The sequence below is a fragment of the Streptomyces sp. NPDC091287 genome, from assembly GCF_044768525.1.
Taxonomy (GTDB): domain Bacteria; phylum Actinomycetota; class Actinomycetes; order Streptomycetales; family Streptomycetaceae; genus Streptomyces.
In genome coordinates this window covers 265,496-281,912 of sequence record NZ_JBIVUV010000003.1, presented here as the reverse complement: position 1 = coordinate 281,912, position 16,417 = coordinate 265,496, and the positions used below count along the sequence as shown (strand labels likewise).

General features: G+C 71.3%; 14 protein-coding genes. 9 read left to right on the top strand and 5 right to left on the bottom strand.

Going from position 1 to position 16,417, the window contains the following annotated elements; translation table 11 throughout:
- Nucleotides 1–4 precede the first annotated feature (4 nt).
- Nucleotides 5–2,581, top strand: coding sequence for a collagenase (locus tag ACIQRW_RS05960; protein WP_403754984.1), 2,577 nt, complete (start codon nt 5–7; stop codon nt 2,579–2,581).
- A 165-nt stretch (nt 2,582–2,746) separates the two neighbouring features.
- Complete coding sequence (locus ACIQRW_RS05955; protein ID WP_403754981.1) at nt 2,747–3,805, top strand: VWA domain-containing protein; 1,059 nt, start codon at nt 2,747–2,749, stop codon at nt 3,803–3,805.
- A gap of 20 nt (nt 3,806–3,825) precedes the next feature.
- On the opposite strand, the gene ACIQRW_RS05950 is transcribed toward ACIQRW_RS05955, so the two are convergent.
- Entirely contained in the window at nt 3,826–4,470 is a 645-nt protein-coding gene (locus ACIQRW_RS05950; RefSeq protein ID WP_403754978.1) for a LysE family translocator, read from the bottom strand.
- Between the two features lie 216 nt (nt 4,471–4,686).
- On the opposite strand from ACIQRW_RS05950, the gene ACIQRW_RS05945 reads away from it, so the two are divergent.
- Nucleotides 4,687–6,030 carry a PLP-dependent aminotransferase family protein gene (locus tag ACIQRW_RS05945; RefSeq protein WP_403755343.1) on the top strand — a complete coding sequence of 448 codons (1,344 nt, stop codon included), beginning with the start codon at nt 4,687–4,689 and terminating at the stop codon, nt 6,028–6,030.
- Nucleotides 6,031–6,098: 68 nt separating this feature from the next.
- On the opposite strand, the gene ACIQRW_RS05940 is transcribed toward ACIQRW_RS05945, so the two are convergent.
- Together ACIQRW_RS05940 and ACIQRW_RS05935 are read right to left on the bottom strand one after the other, a co-directional pair.
- Entirely contained in the window at nt 6,099–7,616 is a 1,518-nt protein-coding gene (locus tag ACIQRW_RS05940; protein ID WP_403754975.1) for a cryptochrome/photolyase family protein, read from the bottom strand.
- Nucleotides 7,617–7,754: 138 nt separating this feature from the next.
- Nucleotides 7,755–8,198 carry a hypothetical protein gene (locus ACIQRW_RS05935; RefSeq protein WP_403754973.1) on the bottom strand — a complete coding sequence of 148 codons (444 nt, stop codon included), beginning with the start codon at nt 8,196–8,198 and terminating at the stop codon, nt 7,755–7,757.
- Nucleotides 8,199–8,314: 116 nt separating this feature from the next.
- Here ACIQRW_RS05935 and ACIQRW_RS05930 point away from each other — a divergent pair, with 116 nt between their 5' ends.
- The 6 genes from ACIQRW_RS05930 (at nt 8,315) to ACIQRW_RS05905 (ending at nt 14,491) form a co-directional block, all read left to right on the top strand.
- The gene (locus ACIQRW_RS05930; RefSeq protein WP_403755340.1) at nt 8,315–9,130 is read left to right on the top strand and encodes a helix-turn-helix domain-containing protein; all 816 of its coding nucleotides are present in this window, start codon (nt 8,315–8,317) and stop codon (nt 9,128–9,130) included.
- 222 nt (nt 9,131–9,352) lie between these two features.
- On the top strand, nt 9,353–10,318 hold the full coding sequence (locus ACIQRW_RS05925; RefSeq protein ID WP_403754971.1) for a hypothetical protein: 966 nt from the start codon (nt 9,353–9,355) through the stop codon (nt 10,316–10,318).
- Nucleotides 10,319–10,610: 292 nt separating this feature from the next.
- Nucleotides 10,611–11,660: an iron-siderophore ABC transporter substrate-binding protein gene (locus ACIQRW_RS05920; RefSeq protein WP_403754969.1), complete on the top strand. Its 1,050-nt coding sequence runs from the start codon at nt 10,611–10,613 to the stop codon at nt 11,658–11,660.
- 83 nt (nt 11,661–11,743) lie between these two features.
- A complete protein-coding gene (locus ACIQRW_RS05915; protein ID WP_403754966.1) occupies nt 11,744–12,781 on the top strand; it encodes a FecCD family ABC transporter permease in 1,038 nt (345 codons plus the stop codon).
- Nucleotides 12,778–13,854: a FecCD family ABC transporter permease gene (locus tag ACIQRW_RS05910; RefSeq protein WP_403754963.1), complete on the top strand. Its 1,077-nt coding sequence runs from the start codon at nt 12,778–12,780 to the stop codon at nt 13,852–13,854. The genes ACIQRW_RS05915 and ACIQRW_RS05910 overlap by 4 nt, the downstream gene beginning before the upstream one ends.
- A 58-nt stretch (nt 13,855–13,912) precedes the next feature.
- Complete coding sequence (locus tag ACIQRW_RS05905) at nt 13,913–14,491, top strand: hypothetical protein (RefSeq protein ID WP_403754960.1); 579 nt, start codon at nt 13,913–13,915, stop codon at nt 14,489–14,491.
- A gap of 204 nt (nt 14,492–14,695) precedes the next feature.
- On the opposite strand, the gene ACIQRW_RS05900 is transcribed toward ACIQRW_RS05905, so the two are convergent.
- Nucleotides 14,696–15,361, bottom strand: a complete 666-nt coding sequence (locus ACIQRW_RS05900; RefSeq protein ID WP_403754958.1) for a DedA family protein — start codon at nt 15,359–15,361, stop codon at nt 14,696–14,698.
- Between the two features lie 14 nt (nt 15,362–15,375).
- Entirely contained in the window at nt 15,376–16,263 is an 888-nt protein-coding gene (locus tag ACIQRW_RS05895) for an SIS domain-containing protein (RefSeq protein ID WP_403754955.1), read from the bottom strand.
- Nucleotides 16,264–16,417 lie beyond the last annotated feature (154 nt).

The following is a 16,417-nucleotide window of genomic DNA, read 5'->3' as shown; positions in this document are numbered from 1 at the left end:
AAACGTGAGAACCACACTCGTCCGCCGAGGTGTGGGTGCCGTTCTGCCCCTGGCTCTGGCCGGGGCGATGAGCGTCGCGCTGCTCGGGCAGCCGGCCCAGGCGCAGCCGAACTCCCCTTCGGCCGCCACGGCATCGAACGCGTCCCAGCCGTCCCGCCCCGCCGGGGCGGCCGACCCCGCGCCGCAGGCGCAGCAGTCCCCCACCTCGGACACCGGCCACCAGGCCAAGGACCGACGAGAGGCGTCCCAGCTCCCCCCGCTGAGCGCCGACAAGTCCCCGCTCAAGGAGGCCTACGGCGAGCACGACGCCCCGCCGAAGCAGGGCGCGGGCAAGAATTCCTCGGCGAAGGCGGCCGCCGCGTGCGACCCGGCCGACTTCACCGGCCGCACCGGAAGCGAACTGGTGCGATTCATCAAGGCGTCCACCACGGACTGCGTGAACACCCTGTTCAGCCTCACCGGCAGCAGCGCCCAACTGGCTTTCCGTGAGGCGCAGATGACCTCGGTGGCCTACGCGCTGCGCGACAACGCCGCCTACTACCCCGGGGACGCGAGTACCGGCACCCCGCAGCTCGTGCTGTACCTCCGTGCCGGGTACTACGTACAGTGGTACAACCCCGACGTGGTCGGACCGTACGGCCCCGCCCTGCGGACCGCCATCCGCTCGGGCCTCGACGCGTTCTTCGCCAGCCCCCGGTCGCGCGACGTCACCGACGCCAACGGCGAGACGCTCTCCGAGGCGGTCATCCTGATCGACAGCGCCGCGGAGAACGCCCGGTACATCTCCGTCGTCAAGCGGATGCTGGCGGACTACGACTCCACCTGGAACGCGTCCTCACGGATGCTCAACGCCGTCAACAACGTGTACACGGTGACCTTCCGGGGCCACCAGGTGCCCGAGTTCGTCAGCGCCGTCGAGTCGGACCCGAGCCTCATCGACTCGCTGCACCGCTTCGCCGCCGACCACCTCTCCCTGCTGGAGGGCGACCAGGCGTACCTGACCTCCAACGCCGGACGTGAGCTGGGCCGCTTCCTCCAGCACACGAGCCTGCGGAGCAAGGTCCGCCCGCTGGCCACCGCCCTGCTCCGGGACACCTCCATCACCGGCCCCACCGCCCCGCTCTGGGTGGGCATAGCGGAGATGGCCGACTACTACGACAAGGCGAACTGCGCCACGTACGGCGTCTGCGACCTCCAGGAGCGCCTCAAGCGCGAGGTCCTGCCGGTCCGCCACACCTGTAGCCCCAGCATCCGCATCCTGGCCCAGCAGATGACGACCGCCGAGCTGAGCGCCAGCTGTACCAGCCTCATCGAGCAGGACGCCTACTTCCACCGGATCGCCAAGGACGACGGCCCGGTCGCCGACGACGACAACACCGCCATCGAGGTGATCGCCTACGACTCCAGCGCCGACTACCAGACCTACGCCGGCGCGATGTACGGGATCGACACCAACAACGGCGGCATGTACCTGGAGGGCGACCCCTCCGTCGTGGGCAACCAGCCCCGCTTCATCGCCTACGAGGCCGAATGGCTGCGACCGGACTTCCACATCTGGAACCTCAACCACGAGTACACCCACTACCTCGACGGCCGCTTCACCATGTACGGCGACTTCGCCGCCAATATGACCACCCCCACCATCTGGTGGGTCGAGGGCTTCGCGGAGTACATCTCCTACCACTACCGCCAGGAGCCCTACACCGCGGCGATGACCGAGGCGGGCAAGGGCACCTACGCCCTGTCCACCCTGTTCAGCACCGACTACAGCCACGACACCACCCGGGTGTACCGCTGGGGCTACCTCGCCGTGCGGTACATGCTGGAGAAGCACCCCGCCGACCTGGACAAGGTGCTTGCCCACTACCGCGCCGGTGAGTGGAGCGCCGCCCGCACCTACCTCACCAGCACTGTCGGCACCCGCTACGACAGCGACTGGAAGACCTGGCTGGCGGCGTGCGCCGCCGGTGACTGCGGCGGCGGCCAGCCGGGCAACCAGGCCCCCACCGCCGAGTTCACCGCCGCGGTCAAGGATCTGACGGTCACCCTCACCGACCGCTCCACCGACGCGGACGGCACCATCGCCTCCCGCGCCTGGGACTTCGGCGACGGCACCACCTCCACCCGGACCAACCCCGCCAAGACCTACAGCGCCGCGGGCAGCTACACCGTCCGGCTGACCGTGACCGACGACCAGGGCACCACGGCCACCACCACCCGGACGGTCACCGTGACCGGCGGCTCCACCGTCGGCGAGTGCACCGCCTCCGACACCCGCGTGCTGGGCAAGAACTGCCGTCGTGGCAACCTCTCCGCCACCACCGGCAACTACGCCTACCACTACCTGAACATCCCGGCCGGCACCAAGACGCTGAAGATCACGGTCAGCGGCGGCACCGGCAACGCCGACCTCTACTACAGCAACTTCGGCTGGGCCACCACCGGCTCTCACACCAACCGCGCCACCGGGCCCGGCAACTCCCACACCCTGACCATCAGCAACCCGCCGTCCGGCACCAACTACATCAGCCTCCACGCGGCGGCAGCCTTCAGCGGCGCCACCGTCACCACCGAGTACTGACCCACTGCTTCCCCCCCGGCCGGGGTCAGCGCCATCGGCGCCGGCCCCGGCTCGGCCGTGCGCCGGGGCGGTGGCGGCGGCCGGGCTCCACTGTCAGTGCCTCCCCATAGAGTCGAAGCATCACTCGGGGGAGCACCGGGGAGCACCGGACGAAGGAGTAGAACCATGTCCGCCAACAGGATCCAGCACAAGGTGAATCACGTCGCTCTGGTCGTGGACGCCTCGGGCTCCATGTACCAGCACCAGAGTCAGCTCATCCGCGTCGTGGACGAGTTCGTGGCGGGGCTGAAGGCCGAGTCGGACAGCCTCGGCCATGAGACGCGGATCAGTCTCTACTCCTTCGACCACCGGGTGGAGAACCTGGTCTGGGACATGGACGTGAAGCATCTTCCGTCCATGCGGGGGCTGTACCAGGTCAACAACGGCGCCACCGCCCTCATCGAGGCCTCGCTGAAGTCCCTGGACGACCTGGGGCACATCTGGGAGGAGTACGGCGAGCACAGCTTCCTCCAGATCGTGGTGACGGACGGCGAGGAGAACGCCTCCGGCGGCGACCGTCGGCACGACGGCGACATGACCATCCTCGGCCCCTGGCTCGACCGGATCACCGCGAAGATGAACGGCCTGCCGGGGCACTGGACTTCCGCGATCCTCGTTCCGAACTCCCTGGCGAAGCGCACCGCCCAGAACTACGGCTTCCCGGCCGGCAACATCGCCATCTGGGACGCGGACTCCCAGAAGGGCGTCGAGGACGCGATCGGCACCGTGCGGGCCGCCGCCACCAGCTTCCTGCGCGGTCGCGAGCAGGGCGTGCGCGGCACGAAGAACCTGTTCGCCGTGGGCCAGGACATATCGGTCGACGACGTGCGGGCCAACCTCGAACCGGTCGCGGCCGACAAGTACCGGCTGCTGAAGGTCGACAAGGAGATGGAGATCCGCGCCTTCGTCGACTCGCATCCGGGCGTCACCTACGAACGCGGCTCCTGCTACTACCAGTTGGGCACCCGGGTGCAGGTGCAGCCCGACAAGGAGGTCATCGTGGTCGAGAAGGACACCGACCGCGCCTACACGGGTGAGGCGGCGCGCAACCTCCTGTTCGGTGCCGGAGTCCGGGGGACCGTCTCGGTGAAGGCCGGCAACAACCCCAAGTTGGAGGTCTATGTGCAGAGCCGTTCGGTGAACAGGAAGCTCAAGGCCGATACGCGCCTGCTCATCATGCTCTGATCACGCTCTGGTAGCTCTGATCATGCTCTGGCCGGCGCCGAGGTGTCCGTCGCCACCGACACGGCGAGCAGGCCCAACGCCGTGCCCATCAGGTAGCGCTGGGCGCGGAGCCAGGAGGGACGCCGGGCGAGGAAGACGGCGATGGCTCCCGCCGCCAGGACGATGCCCAGATTGACGGTGAGGGCCACCGCGATCTGGACGGAGCCCAGCAGAAAGCCCTGGAGCAGGACGTTTCCCGCCTCCAGGCTGATGAACTGCGGGATGAGGGAGAGGTACATGATGGCGATCTTCGGATTGAGCAGATTCGTCATCAGGCCCATGGTGAACAGCTTGCGCGGGGAGTCGTGCGGCAGCTCCTCGGGGGCGAAGACGGACACGCCCCCGGGCCTCAGGGCGTTCCAGGCCAGATAGGCGAGGTAGGCGGCGCCGGCCAGCTTCACGGCCACGTACAGCTCGGGCACCGCGAGGAAGACCACCGACAGGCCGAGATTCGTGGCCAGCAGATAGACCAGGAAGCCCACGGCCACACCGCCCAGGGAGACCACTCCCGCGCGTCGCCCCTGGGTGATGCTCCGGGAGACGAGATAGATCATGTTGGGGCCCGGCGTGAGCACCATACCCAGGGCGACCATCGCCACCCCCAGCACCCCGCTCAGCTCGACCATGCTCGCCCGCCGCTCTGTTCATGGGGTGCCGGTCGGGCCCGGCACCCCAGTGCACCGGCCCCCCGCGACCGGTGCAATCGGAGTCTAGGTTCGCCGTCCTTCTCGGTTCAATAGGGGGCATTGCACTCGGTGCAATGCCGTGCTTGGATGCCGCTCACCAGGGATTCGACGCTGTTCACCAGGGAGGTGGAGCCGATTACCAGGGAGACGAAACCCGTGAAGGACTTCCGGTCCGTCGCCGACGCGGTGGCGGAGGAGATCGCGGCGGGGCGGCTCAAGGGCGGGGAACGGCTGCCTCCGCAGCGGGAGTTCGCCCGGCTCCACGCCATCGCCGACTCCACCGCCGCCCGCGTCTACCAGGAGCTGGCCCGCCGGGGCCTCACCGTCGGCCAGGTCGGACGCGGCACGTTCGTCACGGAGGCGCCCGGCGCTCCCGCTCCCGCCCCTGCCCTCTCCGAGCCCGCCGACAGCAGGGTCGACCTGGAGCTCAACCACCCCGTCGTCCCCGAACAGGCCGGGCTGCTCGCCGCCGGCCTGGAGAAGCTGGTGCGCTCCGACCGCCTGGAGTCGGTGCTCCGCCCGGTCGGGCCCGCCGGTACCCCCGCCGCCCGCGAGGCCGCCGCCGATCTCCTCGCGCGCGGGCGGTGGCGGCCCGACCCGGAACGGATCCTGTTCGCGGGGAACGGCCGGCAGGCCATCTCCGCCGCTGTCGCCGCGCTGACCCGGCCGGGCGCCCGGCTGGGCGTCGAGGAGTTCACCTATCCGGTGCTGAAGGCCATCGCCGCCCGGCTCGGTGTCACCCTCGTGCCCTTGGCCATGGACGGGGACGGGCTGATCCCGGAGGCGGTGGAGGAGGCGCACCGCGCGGCTCCGCTGCACGCTGTCTACGTGCAGCCGGTCCTCCACAACCCGCTGTCCCTCACCATGCCCGCGCGGCGGCTCGACCACCTGGCGGACGTGCTGCTGACATCGGGGATCCACGCGATCGAGGACGCTGTCTGGGCCTTCCTCCGGGACGACGTGGCGCCCCTCGCCTCGCGGGCCGCCGAGCGGACCGTCCTCGTCGACAGCCTCTCCAAACGCCTGTCCCCGGGGCTGTCCCTCGGATTCGCCGTGGCCCCCGCCGCGACGGCGGGCCGGGTCGCGGGGGCCCTGCGCTCCGGAGGGTGGACGCCCATGCGCTTCCCCCTGGAAGCGATGGCGCAGTGGCAGGCGGACGGCGCCGTCGACGTCCTCGTACGGGCGAAACAGCGGGAGGCCGGGGCGAGGCAGGGGATCGCCCACCGGCACCTCGGGGACTTCGACACGCGCGGCGACCCCTTCTCGTACTACCGCTGGTGGGAGCTGCCCAGTCCCTGGCGCGCCGACACCTTCGTCGCCGCCGCCGCGCGGCACGGCATCGCGGTGACCCCGGCCGCGGCGTTCGCCGCGGGCCGCCCCCGGGGCCCGCAGGCGGTCCGCCTGGGCCTGGCGTCACCCACCCGGGAAACCCTCTCCCGGGCCCTCGCGACCCTCGCCGACCTCGCCCGGTCCGCTCCGGACGACTTCGCGGGGGAGTGAGACCGTGCTTCCAGGCGGGCGGACACGATTCTCACGGTGGAAGCCGGACGCCGCGGTCGTGGCCGCCCTCACGGCGCCCGGTCCCCGCGCCGCGAGGTCTCCTCCAGGAGCTCGTCGAGGTCTTTGAGCCGGTCCAGGCCCTTGACCGCCCTCGCCATGCGGTGGTTGGCGCTCAGGGCGGTCCGGTGGCGATGCAGGAAGGCCCAGTAGCCCGCCGTGTACGGGCAGGCGTGTTCGCCGGTCCGGTCGGTGGGGCGGTAGGCGCAGGGGGCGCACAGGTCGCTCATCCTGTTGATGTAGGCGCCGCCGGAGGTGTACGGCTTGGTCGTCATCCGGCCGCCGTCCGCGTACTGCGACATGCCGACGACGTTGGGGAGCATCACCCAGTCGTAGCCGTCCACGAAGCAGCGGTGGAACCAGTCGGTCACGGCGGCCGGGTCCCAGCCGTCCTGCAGGGCACGGCTGCCCAGCACCATCAGGCGCGGGATGTGATGGGTCCAGCCGGTGTCACGGACCTGGGCCAGAGCGGTGGACAGGCAGTTCGCGGTGACCGCCTCCGCGTCCAGGTCGAGGAACCAGTCGGGCAGCGGCGCGGTGTGGCGCAGCGCGTTGCGGCCCCGGTAGTCCTCGCCGAAGTGCCAGTAGAGCTGCCACACGTACTCCCGCCAGCCGGCGATCTGGCGCACGAAGCCCTCGACGCTGTTGAGCGGGGCCTCGCCCGCGCGCCAGGCCTTCTCGGCACGCTCGACGCATTCGGCAGGGTCCAGAAGCCCCAGGTTGAGGGGGGCCGACAACAGGCTGTGGCTCATCACGGGGTCGTCCGCGAGCATCGCGTCCTCGTAGCGGCCGAAGTCGCCGAGGCGGTGCGAGACGAAGCGCCGGAGCGCGGCCAGCGCCTCCCGCCGGGTGACGGGGAAGCGGCGGGGGCCGTCGCGGCCGACGAACGAGACCTCCCCGTCCCGCTCCCAGCGGTCGAGGTCGTGGCGCACCTCGTCGTCGATCTCGTCCTCGGCCGGGCTGTACGGTGCGGGCACCTCCAGGGTCGAACACCCCCGGGGCGGCGGCTCGCGGTTGTCGTGGTCGAGGTTCCACGTCCCCCCGGCGGGCTCGTCGCCCTCCATGAGCAGTTCGTGGCGCCGGCGGACCCACCGGTAGAAGCCCTCCATCCGCAGACGGCCGCCCGTGTGCTCCTTCGCCCACGCCTCGAACTCCGCCTGCGGCAGCAGGAAGCCGCGGGCCGGGAGGACGTCGACCTCGTCCCGCGAGGTCACGAGGTCCAGCGCGGCGCGCGAGGTCGGGTGGCAGACCGTCAGACGGTGCCCGCGTCCACCGAACCCCGCCTCCGCCAGCCCGTCCGCGTAGGTCTCGGCCTGTACGTAGTGGACGCGGTCGCCCAGTTCGGCCGCCCGGTGCCGCATCGCGGAGAGGACGAGGTGGGCCTTGGACCGGTGGAAGCGACGTCTGCGGAGCACGGACCGGGCTTCGATCATCAGGACGGGGGCGTGTGCGTCCGGTCCGCCGCGGCGGGGGTCCAGGAAGTGGGGGCCGAGCTGGTCCCCGAAGAGCCAGTGGGTGCGTGGTGCCATGAGGTGCGCCTGTCCTGCCGTCGGGTTCCCCTCCGCCAGGCTAGGGACGGCCGGGGCGGCCCCGGCGACGCCACGCCGGGCCCTGGGAACTGCCTGCCGTCTGTCGGGCGGACGACGGCGGCAGTTCGCCGGCAGGCCCTACCGCGACGAGGGCGCCGCGGTCATCCGCCGCAGCCCTGTGTACTGGAGCGCGGAGTAGACCGCCACGATCACGGCTCCGATCAGCAGGAACACCACCCCGAACCCGTTGAGCGGCACGAAGTCGGCGAAGGCCGTCACCACGCACCCGACCGCGCACAGGGCGTTCACGGCGACGACGGTCCTGGCCAGGGCGGGCGGGATCACCGGATAGCCGGCGATCAGCGCGAGGGAGGCCGCCCCGCCGATCTGGAAGATCCCGAACGCCACGGCGAAGGCCACCGGCATCCCGGTCGCGGAGCCGAGCGGCACGGCGGCCGCGACCAGCACGACGCCCATCACGGCGGTGCTCACACTGTCGACGCGCAGCACCAGACGGAGGAACCGGGCGGCGTCCCGTGCGGGAGCCACCGTCGCCGCGGACGGGGTGAGGGCGTACGTCATCTCGGATCTCCTTCGGCCGGTGGGGTCGGTGACACCGTGCCACGCGCAGGGGCCCGCACTCCATGACCTCCCAGGTCATGGAGGCGTGGACGGCGGACCACGGATACGGTGAGGTCATGGAGACCGAAGAGCCGCCCCGGGTAGGCCTGTTGATCCGGGAGTGGCGCCGCCGACGCAAGCTCAGCCAGCTCGACCTGGCGCTGCGGGCGGACTCCTCGACCCGGCACCTCTCCTGCGTGGAGACCGGCCGTGCCCGGCCGAGCAGGGAGATGGTCCTCCGGCTCGCCGAGCACCTCGACGTCCCGCTGCGGGACCGCAACGGCCTGCTGCTGGCGGCCGGTTACGCCCCCGCGTACCGGGAGTCGCCGCTCGACAGCGAGCGGATGGCCATGGTCCGTTCAGCGGTCAGGGCGATGCTGGCCGGCCACGAGCCGTACCCGGCCGCGGCGATCGACCGGATCTGGAACATCGTCGACCGCAACGACGCGATGTCCCTCCTGCTCGGCACCGTGCCGCCGCACCTGACGGAGTCGGGCGGCAATGTGATGCGGCTGATCCTCCACCCGGAGGGCCTCGCCTCCCAGTGCCTGAACTTCGCCCAGGTCCGCGCCCATGCCCTCGGCCGGCTGCGGCACCAGGCCGACAGCACCGGCCACCGCGATCTGCGGGAGCTGTACGAGGAGGTGTCCGCCTACCCGGCCCCGCCGGACCTCGACGCCGACCCCGGGCCGGTGGACCCGACGGGCATCGTGGTCCCGTTGCGCATCCGCACGCCGCTCGGCGACATGGCGTTCTTCAGCACGATCGCCACCTTCGGCGCCCCCGCCGACGTGACCCTCTCGGAACTCGCGGTGGAGTCGTTCTTCCCGATGGACGAGCAGACGGACACCTTGTTGCGCGCCCTGGCGGCGATGGGCCCCGAGGGTCAGTGACGCCGCTGTCCTGAGCCGCGCTCCCCGTGGGGGTGGGCCCGGAAGGCGCGCCCGTCGGTCTCCATCTGCTGCCCCCACGGCCGGGCCGCCTGCTCGATCAGCAATCCCTCCGCGTTCCCCGTACCCCTCCACAAGGGCACTCTCCAGTTGACTTCATACCCCTGGGGGGTATCTTGAGTGGTGAGTGGTCGCTACCCGGCGACCTTGACGAGGGAGTGGGCCATGCATACCGGTCTCAAGATCACGGCCTTCGCCGCAGCGCTCGCGGCGACCTTCGGGTCGGCGTACGCGGTGGGCGGGGTCATGGATCCCGCCGTCGCCGAGAAGGAGCCGTCCCATCAGGACGGCCACGGAGCGAAGGAGGCGGCGGAGAAGGGGGCAGGGGAGAAGGGCGCGGGGGAGGCCCCGGAGCTTCCCGGCGGCCTGCAGATCTCCCAGGGGGGCTACGCCCTCGACCTCAGCACCCCGCGCGTGGAGGCGGGCGAGCCCGCCGAGCTGCGGTTCGCCGTCGTGGACGAGGGCACCTCCCGCAAGGTGACGGCGTTCCGCCGCGAGCACGACAAGGAACTGCACCTGATCGTGGCGTCGAGCGACCTCACCACCTACCGGCACCTGCACCCCGAGCGGGCCGCCGACGGCACCTGGTCCACCCCCCTCGAACTCCCCGAGGCCGGCGGCTACCGGGTCTTCGCCGACTTCACCCCGGACGTCAAGAACGCCGAGGGCATCACCCTGGGCGCGGACCTCGCCGTATCGGGCGACGCGCGCCCGGAGGCGTTGCCGGAGGCCGAACGGACGGTGGCCGTCGACGGGTACGAGGTGACGCTCGACGGGGCACTGCGCCCCGGTGCGGGCAGCGAGTTGAAGCTGGAGGTCGAGAAGGACGGCAAGCCGGTCACCGACCTCCAGCCCTACCTCGGCGCGTACGGCCACCTCGTCGCGCTGCGCGCCGGAGACCTGGCCTACCTCCACGTGCACCCGAACGGCGAACCGGGCGACGGGCGGACGAAGCCGGGGCCGGAGGTCTCCTTCACCGCGACCGCCCCGAGCAACGGGGCCTACCGCCTCTTCCTCGACTTCCGGCACGAGGGGAAGGTCCGTACGGCCGCCTTCACCGTGCACGCCGGGGATGCCGCGGTGGGGAAGCCCGTGCCCGAGAACGAGGAATCAGCCGAGCACGGACACTGAGCGCGGCCTGTCCGTCCCGGGCGGGCTCCATAACGATCAGCACACGGGCGGAGCGCGTCCCGCCGTGCGGGCGGAGGGGGCCCGCCGACGGTCCCGGGGATCAACAGCCCTGCCCCCGGGGCTAGTCCACGGATCCGCTCTACCTCGGGGCAACGCGCGGAGAAGGGGCGTGAAGGCCGACAGCCCCCTGCGGGGCCCTTGTGCCCGGCGGTGCGGAAGGGGGGCTTGTTGAGGCGTCGACCTCTCTGGCTTAGGCTTGCCTAACCTTGCTCGGCCAACCTGAGGACCCTCCATGCTCGGCTTCACCCGCGTGCGCCGCCACACCCTCGCCGCGACGGCCACCACCGTCGCTCTCGCCGTCGCCCTGGTCGGCTGTTCCTCGGACGGTGACGGCGACAAGGACGGGGCGAAGGACTCGGCGAAGAGCGGTGGCGCCTTCCCCGTCTCGATCAAGAGCTCGCTCGGCACCGCGAAGATCGAGGAGAAGCCCGAGCGCATCGTCACCCTCGGCCAGGGCTCCGCCGAGACCGCGATAGCCCTCGGCCAGACCCCGGTCGGCATCGAGAGCTACCCGTGGGGCAGCGACAAGTCCGGCTACCTCCCGTGGATCAACGAGGCCGTCAAGAAGTCCGGCGACAAGCTGCCCAAGCAGTTCACGGGCGGTGAGGAGATCGACTTTGAGGCGATCACCGAGCTGGAGCCGGACGTCATCCTCGCCCCCTGGTCGGGTATCACGCAGAAGCAGTACGACGTCCTCAAGGACATCGCCCCCACGGTCGCCTACCCCGACCAGGCGTGGAGCACCGACTGGGACCAGCAGATCGACATCATCGGCAAGGCGCTCGGCCGGACCGAGGACACGAACGCTCTCAAGACGAAGATCGAGAAGCAGCTCGCCGACGCCGCGGCCACCCGGCCGAACTACAAGGACGTCACCTTCTCCTACATCTACAACTCCGGCCCCGGCACCCTCGGCGTCTTCAAGCCCGAGGAGCAGCGCGTCAAGATGGTCTCCTCGCTCGGCCTGAAGGTCGACCCGGTCGTCAACGGCTTCAAGGAGACCCCCGGCACCGACTCGGCCCTCATCGGCCTGGAGAACGCCGAGAAGCTCAAGGACAGCGACCTCGTCTTCACGTTCTACACGGACGAGAAGAACCGCAAGGAGATCGAGGGCCAGAAGCTGTACGGCGCGATCCCCGCGATCAAGAAGGGCGCCGTCGTCGCGAGCAACGACAACTCCTTCGTTACCGCCTCCTCGATCATCAACCCGCTGACCGTGCCCTGGACGATCGAGCGCTACCTGCCGATCATCGACAAGGCCGTCAAGACCGCCGGCAAGTAATTCCGGACCGGTAGCCGAACCGCCGAGCCCACAAGGCGGACCGGTAGCCGAACCGCCGAGCCCACAAGGCACACTCCACTCCCATGGCAACCACCACGGTCGCACCGCCGAGCGGCGCCAGTACCTCCCGTACCGGCGCCGCTCGGCTGGCGTTCCTCCTGCTCCTCGGCCTGGCCGCGCTGGCGCTCGCGCTCTGCGCGAGCGTCATGTTCGGCAGTCGCGGCACCTCGCTCGGTGATGTCGTCGACGTCCTCGGAGGCACCGCCGACCCCAACATCACCGTCATCATCGAGAGCCGCTACCCGCGCACCGTCCTCGGTGTCCTCGCCGGACTCTGCCTCGCGGTCGCGGGGACCCTCATGCAGGGCGTCTCGCGCAACCCGCTGGCCGAACCGGGCCTCCTCGGCATCAACGCCGGCGCCTCCGCGAGCATCGTCGCCGCAACCGCCTGGCTCGGGGCCTCCGGCGCCACCGACACCATGTGGTGGGCGCTGCCCGGAGCGCTGGTCGCCGGCGTCCTCGTCCATGTCATCGGCTCCGCCGGCACGGGGACGAGCGTGGTGCGCCTGGTGCTCGCCGGAGCCGTGCTCACCGCCGTGCTCATGGCGTTCATCCAGGCGGTGACCCTCAGCAAGCCGCAGGTCTTCGACAGCTACCGCTACTGGGTCGTGGGAGCGCTCGGCGGCCGGGACTTCGACGTCTTCTGGTCCGTCCTGCCCTTCGCCGCCGTCGGTTTCCTGCTCGCCCTCGCTCTCGGCCCCGGCCTCAACGCCCTGGCCCTGGGCGACGCCACCGCCATCGCCCTCGGCTCGCACCCCGGGCGCACCCGGGGCGGCGGACTGCTCGCCGCCACGCTGCTCAGCGCCGCCGCGACCGCCGCCGTCGGCCCGATCGCCTTCGTCGGCCTCGCTGTCCCGCACGTCGTACGAGCCCTGGTCGGCGTCGACTTCCGCGCCCAGATCCTCTTCTCCGCCCTGCTCGGCCCCACGCTCCTGCTCCTCGCGGACGTGGTGGGCCGGGTCGTCATGCGCCCCACCGAACTCATGGTCGGCGTCGTCACCGCCTTCATCGGCGCACCCGCGCTGCTCATCGCCGTACGCAGGATGCGGGGCACCTCATGACCGTCACCGAACAGACCGCCCCCGCACGCAAGGCTCCCCAGGCCCCCCGCGGCTATCTGGTCGTCGGCCGCACCGTGGCGATACCCATGCGCCGGGCCTCCGTGTTCGCGAGCGCCGGGCTCTTCGTCCTCCTCCTCGCGGCCGCCGTCACGACGCTGGCCTGGGGGCGCCTCGGCATCGACCTCGCCGACCTGCCCGCCGCGCTCATCGGCGACGCCGAAGGCAAGGACCGGTTCGTCTTCAACCGGCTGCGCGGCCCCCGGCTCACCGTCGCCATCGGGGTCGGCGCGGCGCTCGGCCTCTCCGGCGCCCTGTTCCAGTCCGTCACCCGCAACCCGCTCGGCAGCCCGGACGTCATCGGCCTCTCCGCCGGGGCCGGCGCGGGCGCCGCGATCTGCGCCCTGATGTTCCCCGACACGGTCCCGGTCGCCATCGGGGCGCTCCTCGGCGCGGTCCTCGCGATGGGCCTCGTGTACGTCTCCACCGGCACCGGCTTCCGTAACCCCGCCCGGCTCGTCATCGCCGGGATCGGCGTCGCCGCGATGGGCGCGGCCGTCACCCAGTACGTCGTCTACGCCCTGGAACGCGACAAGGCCTCCGTCCTCACCGCCTACGTCAACGGCAGCCTGACGGCCCGCTCCTGGACCGACGCCACCACCATCTGGCTGGTCCTGCTCGCCACCGCCCCACTGACCGCGCTGATCTCCCGGCGGCTCGACATCGGTGAGATGGGCGACGACATCGCCGAGGGACTCGGATCCGAGCCGAAGAAGGCCAAGACCCTCGCCGTGGTCCTGGCCATCGCCCTCTCGGCCGCCGCGGTCAGCGTCTCGGGCCCCATCGCCTTTATCGCCCTGACCGCGCCCCAGATCGCCAAACGCCTCACCCGCGGCTCCGGCCCGCACCTGCTGCTCTCCGCCCTCACCGGCGGTCTGCTGCTGGTGCTCGCGGACCTCTGTTCCCAGCAGCTGGCGCTCTTCGACGACCTGCCGGTCGGGATCTACACGATGGCGATCGGCGGCGCGTACCTCGGCTATCTGCTGGTACGGGAATGGCGCAAGGGTGTGCTGTGAGCGGCGTCGGGGCGGTGACGACTGGTCACGTACAGGTTCGTCGACCATACTGCCCGCCGTGGAGCAGAGCATAGATTCGAACAAGAAGCCCGAGTTCGCCGCAGGCACCGACCCGGCGTTCATCCCCCTGCCCGGACTGGCGGCGCCCGTCGCGACCCGCAAGCCCGAACCGGAATCGGAGGCCGGTCCGGAGGGCGTTGCTCCGGAGTCGGAAACGGAGAAGGATACGGAACGCGACGACGAGGCCGTGGTGGACGCCGCGGACGCCGACACCGACCAGGAACCGGAATCGGCGGCGGGCGACGCCGGCCCGGGGAGTGAGGCCAAGAACGAGGCCGAGGGCGACGCCGTCGAGGAGGGCCCCGTCTTCGAGGTCAGCGACCGGCGCGGTTCGATCCGGGTGGCCAGGGAAGGCGTCCGTTTCACGCTGGACGACCAGGAGGCCGAGTTCCACTGGGGGGAGATCGGCGCGGTGGAGACCACCCCGGCGCGCTTCGGCCGCCGGTTCACGGTGACCGTCCATCTGTCGAGCCGCCGCTGGTTCAACGCCGAGGTCGAGGCGGCGACCCGCGCCGAGCTCAAGAGCTGGCCGGCCGAGCTGGACACCGTCCTGGACGCCTACTTCGAGGAGTCCTGAGCCGTCTGCCGTGAGACACCCCGCCGGGGTGTCTCACGCGCGTCCCGCCGATGAGGCGGGGGCCCGGACGGCGGTTCCGGCCGCGCCGCGCGGCGCCGGGTCGCGCGGCGCCGAGTGCTGCTCCACCGCGCGCCGAGTCGCTTCGTGGAGCGTCGTGCCGTGACGCGTCATGCAGTGCCGTGCCCGTGAGCGCCGTCAGCGTTTTCAAGGCCGCTCGCGGTTGCGGCCCCTGACGCGCATCGCGACGTAACCGACCAGGGCGACTGCGGCCAGCGCCAGCACGATCTTGGTCACGACGGCGACGTACGCCCCGACCACGTCCCACTGGTCGCCGAGCCAGTATCCGGCCATCACGAGCACGGTGTTCCACACCAGGCTGCCCGCTGTCGTCAGCCCGACGAACACCGGCAGCGGCATGCGCTCCACGCCCGCGGGCACCGAGATCAGACTCCGGAAGACCGGCACCATGCGGCCCAGCAGCACCGCCTTGGTGCCGTGCCGGGCGAACCACTCCTCCGTCCGCACCAGGTCGGAGGCCTTGACCAGGGGGAGCTTCGCCCACCAGGCGTGCATCCGCTCCCGGCCGAACACGGCTCCGATCCCGTACAGCACCACCGCGCCGACGACCGAGCCGAGCGTCGTCCAGAACAGGGCCGAGGCGATGCTGAGCACCCCCTGCGAGGCGGCGAACCCGGTCAGCGGCAGGATCACCTCGCTGGGCAGCGGCGGGAACAGGTTCTCCAGCGCGATGGCCGCACCCGCGCCGGGACCGCCGAACGTCTCGACCAGCCCGGTGGCCCAGCCGACGATGCCCCCCTGCGGATCCGGGGCGGCGAGCGGTTCCGGCGCGGCTGCCAGGGTCAGATGCATGGGTCCATGGTCCCTCAGGCTCCGTCGAGCACCACGGAACGGCTCAGATGCCGCGGCAGGTCCGGGTCGAGCCCCCGCGCGGCCGCACGGGCGAGGGCGAGGCGCTGTACGCGTACGAGATCGGCCAGCGGGTCGAGGGCGCCGTCCACCCACTGGGCGCCCGTCGCGCGCACCTGCTCGGGCAGGCCCTCGGGGGCCTCGCCGAACATCCAGGTCGCGGTGGACGCGGTGGAGATGCTGATGGGGCCGTGGCGGTACTCCATCGCGGGATACGACTCCGTCCAGGACAGCGAGGCCTCCTTCATCTTCAGCGCCGCCTCGTGGGCCAGCCCGACCGTCCATCCCCGGCCGAGGAAGGAGAACTGGGTGCTCTGCAGCAGCCCGTCGGGCAGCGGCTCGGCGAGCGCGGTCTCCGCGTCCGCGACCACGGCCTCGGAGTGCAGGCCGAGGTGGGCCCGCAGCAGGGTGAGGGCGGTCGTGGCGAAGCGCGTCTGGACGACGGACCGCTCGTCGGCGAAGTCCAGGACGACGAGATCGTCGGCCGCCGCCCTGACCGGGGTCCCCGGGTCCGCCGTGACGGCCACCGTGCGGGTGGTCCCGCGCAGCCGGTTCAGCAGTTCCAGCACCTCGGTCGTGGTCCCCGAGCGGGTCAGCGCGACGACGCGGTCGTAGCCGCGGCCGAAGGGGAACTCGGAGGCGGCGAAGGCGTCCGACTCGCCCTGGCCGGAGCCCTCGCGGAGCCCGGCGTAGGCCTGCGCCATGTAGAAGGAGGTACCGCAGCCGACGACCGCGATCCGTTCGCCGGCGACGGGCAGGGCGGCGGTCTCGGGGCCGCCCGCCAAGGCGGCGGCGCGCCGCCAGCAGGCGGGCTGACTGGCTGTCTCGGTCTCGGCATACGACACGTCTGCACTCCACGGGAACGAGGTGGACCACGGGAACGGGGCTGAGCGAGGCCGGCCAGCCCGGATGTAGAATTCTGCACGTTACATGCAGTTATCGAGCAAAAACAAGCAAGTCGCAGGTGGGTGAAGGGCTCCCGGAAGGCCCTGTGCGACG

Excerpts from the sequence above, each read along its gene's own strand:
- ACIQRW_RS05955 (WP_403754981.1), top strand. The coding sequence starts at position 2,747 with ATGTCCGCCAACAGGATCCAGCACAAGGTGAATCACGTCGCTCTGGTC.
- ACIQRW_RS05950 (WP_403754978.1), bottom strand. The coding sequence starts at position 4,470 with ATGGTCGAGCTGAGCGGGGTGCTGGGGGTGGCGATGGTCGCCCTGGGT.
- ACIQRW_RS05940 (WP_403754975.1), bottom strand. The coding sequence starts at position 7,616 with ATGGCACCACGCACCCACTGGCTCTTCGGGGACCAGCTCGGCCCCCAC.
- ACIQRW_RS05935 (WP_403754973.1), bottom strand. The coding sequence starts at position 8,198 with ATGACGTACGCCCTCACCCCGTCCGCGGCGACGGTGGCTCCCGCACGG.
- ACIQRW_RS05930 (WP_403755340.1), top strand. The coding sequence starts at position 8,315 with ATGGAGACCGAAGAGCCGCCCCGGGTAGGCCTGTTGATCCGGGAGTGG.
- ACIQRW_RS05925 (WP_403754971.1), top strand. The coding sequence starts at position 9,353 with ATGCATACCGGTCTCAAGATCACGGCCTTCGCCGCAGCGCTCGCGGCG.
- ACIQRW_RS05920 (WP_403754969.1), top strand. The coding sequence starts at position 10,611 with ATGCTCGGCTTCACCCGCGTGCGCCGCCACACCCTCGCCGCGACGGCC.
- ACIQRW_RS05915 (WP_403754966.1), top strand. The coding sequence starts at position 11,744 with ATGGCAACCACCACGGTCGCACCGCCGAGCGGCGCCAGTACCTCCCGT.
- ACIQRW_RS05910 (WP_403754963.1), top strand. The coding sequence starts at position 12,778 with ATGACCGTCACCGAACAGACCGCCCCCGCACGCAAGGCTCCCCAGGCC.
- ACIQRW_RS05900 (WP_403754958.1), bottom strand. The coding sequence starts at position 15,361 with ATGCATCTGACCCTGGCAGCCGCGCCGGAACCGCTCGCCGCCCCGGAT.